We start from the raw sequence: 3479 nt of genomic DNA, 5'->3' as shown, positions 1-3479 counted from the left end.
GTGTATGAAGGCATGATCGTCGGCATCCACAGCCGCGACAACGACCTCGTCGTTAACGCCACGCGTACCAAGCAGCTGACCAACTTCCGCGTCAGCGGCAAGGAAGACGCGATCAAGATCACGCCGCCTATCGAGCTCACGCTCGAATACGGTGTCGAGTTCATCGAGGACGACGAGCTGGTTGAAATCACGCCCAAGTCCGTCCGCCTGCGCAAGCGCCACCTCAAAGAGAGCGATCGCAAGCGCGCAGGCAGGTCTTGAAGAGCCCCCACGCTTTTCACTTCGTGTAATGCGCTGCCCCCCGAGGGGGCCGTTGCGCCTGCGGCCCGGCAAAGCCGGTTCCGCGGCCCCTGCTGGTATGAGACAGGGACTCGCCGGGCAGCGGGGTGAATCGCTTGAAATCAGGCCGCTGTGTGTGCAAGCTCCAGCGGCCTTTTTGACTTTTTATATTCGTATAACAGCCTGAATTGATTGCACGCCTATGAAACTCACGCATTCCAAAGCTGTCGTCCTGATGATTTTCGTGACCCTGATGTGGTCGATTGCGGGTGTGGTCACGCGTCACCTGGAGTCGGCACGCAGTTTTGAGGTCACGTTCTGGCGCAGCTTTTTCACGGTGGTCTCTTTGCTGGTGATCTTGCCGCTGTGGCAGGGCAGGGCGGTGTTCACCAAAATCCGCAACGGTGGCTCGGCGCTCTGGATTTCCGGTTTCTGCTGGAGCGTGATGTTCACGGCTTTCATGGTGGCGCTGACGCTCACCACGGTGGCCAATGTGCTGGTGACGATGGCGGTCAGCCCTTTCATCACGGCTTTGCTGGCGCGCGCGTTTATCGGCCACCGTATTCCGGGCCGCACCTGGCTGGCGATTGCCATGGCGGGTGCCGGTATTGCCTGGATGTACGGCGGGCAGATGGACCTTTCCAGTCACCTGGGCGGAACGCTGGTCGCCTTGATGGTGCCGCTGGCGAGCGCCAGCAACTGGACCGTGGTGCAGCACAGCCGTGCCCACGGCAAGAACATCGACCTGGTGCCTGCCGTGCTGGTGGGGGCGGTGATCTCAACGTTGGCCACCTTGCCCTTGTCGTTCCCGTTTTCCGCCACGCCACATGACGTCGGCCTGCTGGCCTTGCTGGGTCTGGTTCAGTTGGCCATCCCGTGCGTGCTGTCGGTGATGTGTGCCGGCGTTCTCAAGGCGCCGGAAGTCGCCCTGCTGGCGCTGTTGGAAGTGATTTTTGGTATTTTGCTGGCCTGGTTTGGCGCGGGTGAAGTACCTGGCCCGAGTGTGCTGACCGGCGGCGCGCTGGTGATAGGTGCGCTGGTGGTCAATGAACTGGTTGGATGGAGGCAGCGGGCATGAATACCGTCAGCAGAAACGATGTGCTGGTCGAGCGGCGCGGCAGCGCCGGGCTCATCACCCTGAACCGCCCCAAGGCGCTCAATGCGCTGTCGCTGGCCATGATCCGGGACCTGTCCGCCGCCTTGCTGGCCTGGCGTGACGACCCTGAGGTTCATGTGGTGGCGGTACGCGGCACCAACAAGAAGGGCCAGCCCGGCACGCCCGAAAGCCTCTTCGGCGGTTTTTGCGCGGGGGGCGACATCCGCTTCTTCCACCAGGCGGTTTTCGCGGGCGATTCTGCGCTGGAGGACTTCTTCACCGAGGAATATGCCCTCAACCACCTGATTCACAACTATCCAAAGCCCTACATCGCCTTTATGGACGGCGTGGTCATGGGCGGCGGTATGGGAATCAGCCAGGGCGCCAAGGTGCGCATCGTCACCGAGCACACCAAGATGGCCATGCCGGAAACAAACATTGGCCTGTTTCCGGACGTAGGCGGCGGCTACTTCCTGAGCCGCTGCCCGGGCCACGCCGGCGAGTACCTGGCACTCACGGGTGATGTGATTGGCGCGGACGACGCCATCGGCTACGGCCTGGCCGACGTGAAGCTGGATGCCGCCCGCCTGCCGGCGCTTTGGGACGCCCTGGGCAGCCGGACTTTCGCTTCAGCCGCTGAGGCCGAGCAGTGGATTGCTACTGAATTGATAGCTGGTTGCGCCCGTCCTCTGTTGGCTACCGGCCATTTTGATGCCTACTTTTCCTTGCCGAGGGTCAAGCACATCGTGGATGCGCTGGAAGCTTCAACCGACCCCTGGGCGCTGAAGACGGCCGCCACCTTGCGCAAGCGTTCGCCGCTGATGCTGCATGTGACACTGGAGCAGATCCGCCGTGCCCGCACCATGACACTGGCCGGCGACCTGCGCATGGAGCGTGACATGGTGTACCAATGCTTTCACCTGCGCCCGGGCGCGGCCAGCGAAACCGTCGAAGGCATACGTGCGCTGGCCGTTGACAAGGACTACAAGCCGCAGTGGATGCCCGCGCGCATCGAAGACGTGAAGCCCGGCATGGCCGATGCTTTTTTTGTCAGCCCCTGGACAGCGGACGAACACCCGCTGCGCGAGCTCTGAGTCGTTTGCTCAGGGACGGGCGACGTGCCAGGCATTCATGACGTTGTCGCCGGTCTTGTCCCCGGGCTTGGCGTCCTTGACCCAGTAGTACAGCGGCTTGCCCTTTATCGCCCACTGCCGGCTGCCATCATCACGGGTGATGATGGTGTAGTCGCCCAGCGGCTGGGCTGTCGCAGTGGGCACCAGGGGCGGCCAGTTGGCCGCGCATTGGCTATTGCAGACCGACTTGCCGCTACCGGCGGTGTCGCGGTCGAAGGTGTAAAGCGTCATGCCGTTGGGCCCGACCAGCACGCCATCGGCGACGGTAGCGGGATGTTTTGATGTCGTGGAAGCGCAGCCGCCCAGCAGGGCGGCGGTCAACAAGGCGGTCGTCAGGAATTTCATGGAAAAGCTCCGGTGAATAACAGCGGATGGCTGCACAAGCATAAACACCGGCAAATCCGGGCTTACTCGAAACATACTTCCACGATTTCCGGAGAAGGGCAAGCGGCGGATGCCGCGTTTTGGAGCAAGCCCTAGCGATTGCGCGACTTCATCGCGCGCTCAACCTCGCGCTTGCCTTCGCGGTCCTTGATAGTGTCGCGCTTGTCATGTTCGCCCTTGCCCTTGGCCAGGCCGATCTCGCATTTCACCTTGCCGGCTTTCCAGTGCATGTTCAGCGGCACCAGGGTGAAACCCTTTTGCTCGACCTTGCCGATCAGGCGGCGGATTTCTTCCTTGTGCATCAACAGCTTCTTGGTGCGCACCGAGTCAGGGCGCACGTGGGTAGACGCCGTGCCCAGCGGGTTGATCTGGCAGCCGATGATGAAGAGTTCGCCATTGCGAATGACGACATAGCCGTCGGTGAGCTGGACCTTGCCTTCGCGCAGGGATTTCACTTCCCAGCCTTCGAGCACCATGCCCGCCTCAAAGCGCTCTTCAATCTGGTAATTGAAAAGCGCTTTTTTATTGTCGGCAATGCGCACGGCGGCCGCCGCTGCCTTGGGTGAGAGATTGGCAGAGGGCGTTGC

General features: G+C 61.9%; 4 protein-coding genes and 1 pseudogene. 3 read left to right on the top strand and 2 right to left on the bottom strand.

Features of this window, described 5'->3' with window-relative positions:
- The 3 genes and pseudogenes from AC1DWI_RS16845 to AC1DWI_RS16835 all read left to right on the top strand — a co-directional run.
- Positions 1–261, top strand: a pseudogene (locus AC1DWI_RS16845) (translational GTPase TypA); the annotation flags it as partial.
- 220 nt (positions 262–481) lie between these two features.
- Positions 482–1357 (top strand): DMT family transporter, encoded by an 876-nt coding sequence (locus tag AC1DWI_RS16840; protein ID WP_477671648.1) that lies wholly within the window; start codon positions 482–484, stop codon positions 1355–1357.
- Positions 1354–2469 (top strand): enoyl-CoA hydratase/isomerase family protein, encoded by a 1116-nt coding sequence (locus AC1DWI_RS16835; protein WP_477671647.1) that lies wholly within the window; start codon positions 1354–1356, stop codon positions 2467–2469. The genes AC1DWI_RS16840 and AC1DWI_RS16835 overlap by 4 nt, the downstream gene beginning before the upstream one ends.
- 9 nt (positions 2470–2478) lie before the next feature.
- Here the strand turns inward: AC1DWI_RS16835 and AC1DWI_RS16830 are convergent, their stop codons facing one another.
- Both AC1DWI_RS16830 and smpB read right to left on the bottom strand, forming a co-directional pair.
- A complete protein-coding gene (locus AC1DWI_RS16830) occupies positions 2479–2853 on the bottom strand; it encodes a COG4315 family predicted lipoprotein (RefSeq protein ID WP_477671646.1) in 375 nt (124 codons plus the stop codon).
- Between the two features lie 131 nt (positions 2854–2984).
- The gene (gene smpB / locus AC1DWI_RS16825; RefSeq protein ID WP_477725258.1) at positions 2985–3434 is read right to left on the bottom strand and encodes an SsrA-binding protein SmpB; all 450 of its coding nucleotides are present in this window, start codon (positions 3432–3434) and stop codon (positions 2985–2987) included.
- Positions 3435–3479: the final 45 nt, after the last annotated feature.

The organism is Polaromonas sp. P3_C2 (assembly GCF_056402675.1).
Note: the sequence above shows the minus strand (reverse complement) of the source record. Positions and strands in the feature narration are given on the sequence as shown.

What these genes read in the sequence shown, in the direction of transcription:
- AC1DWI_RS16840 (WP_477671648.1), top strand. Translation starts at nt 482, where the DNA reads ATGAAACTCACGCATTCCAAAGCTGTCGTCCTGATGATTTTCGTGACC.
- AC1DWI_RS16835 (WP_477671647.1), top strand. Translation starts at nt 1,354, where the DNA reads ATGAATACCGTCAGCAGAAACGATGTGCTGGTCGAGCGGCGCGGCAGC.
- AC1DWI_RS16830 (WP_477671646.1), bottom strand. Translation starts at nt 2,853, where the DNA reads ATGAAATTCCTGACGACCGCCTTGTTGACCGCCGCCCTGCTGGGCGGC.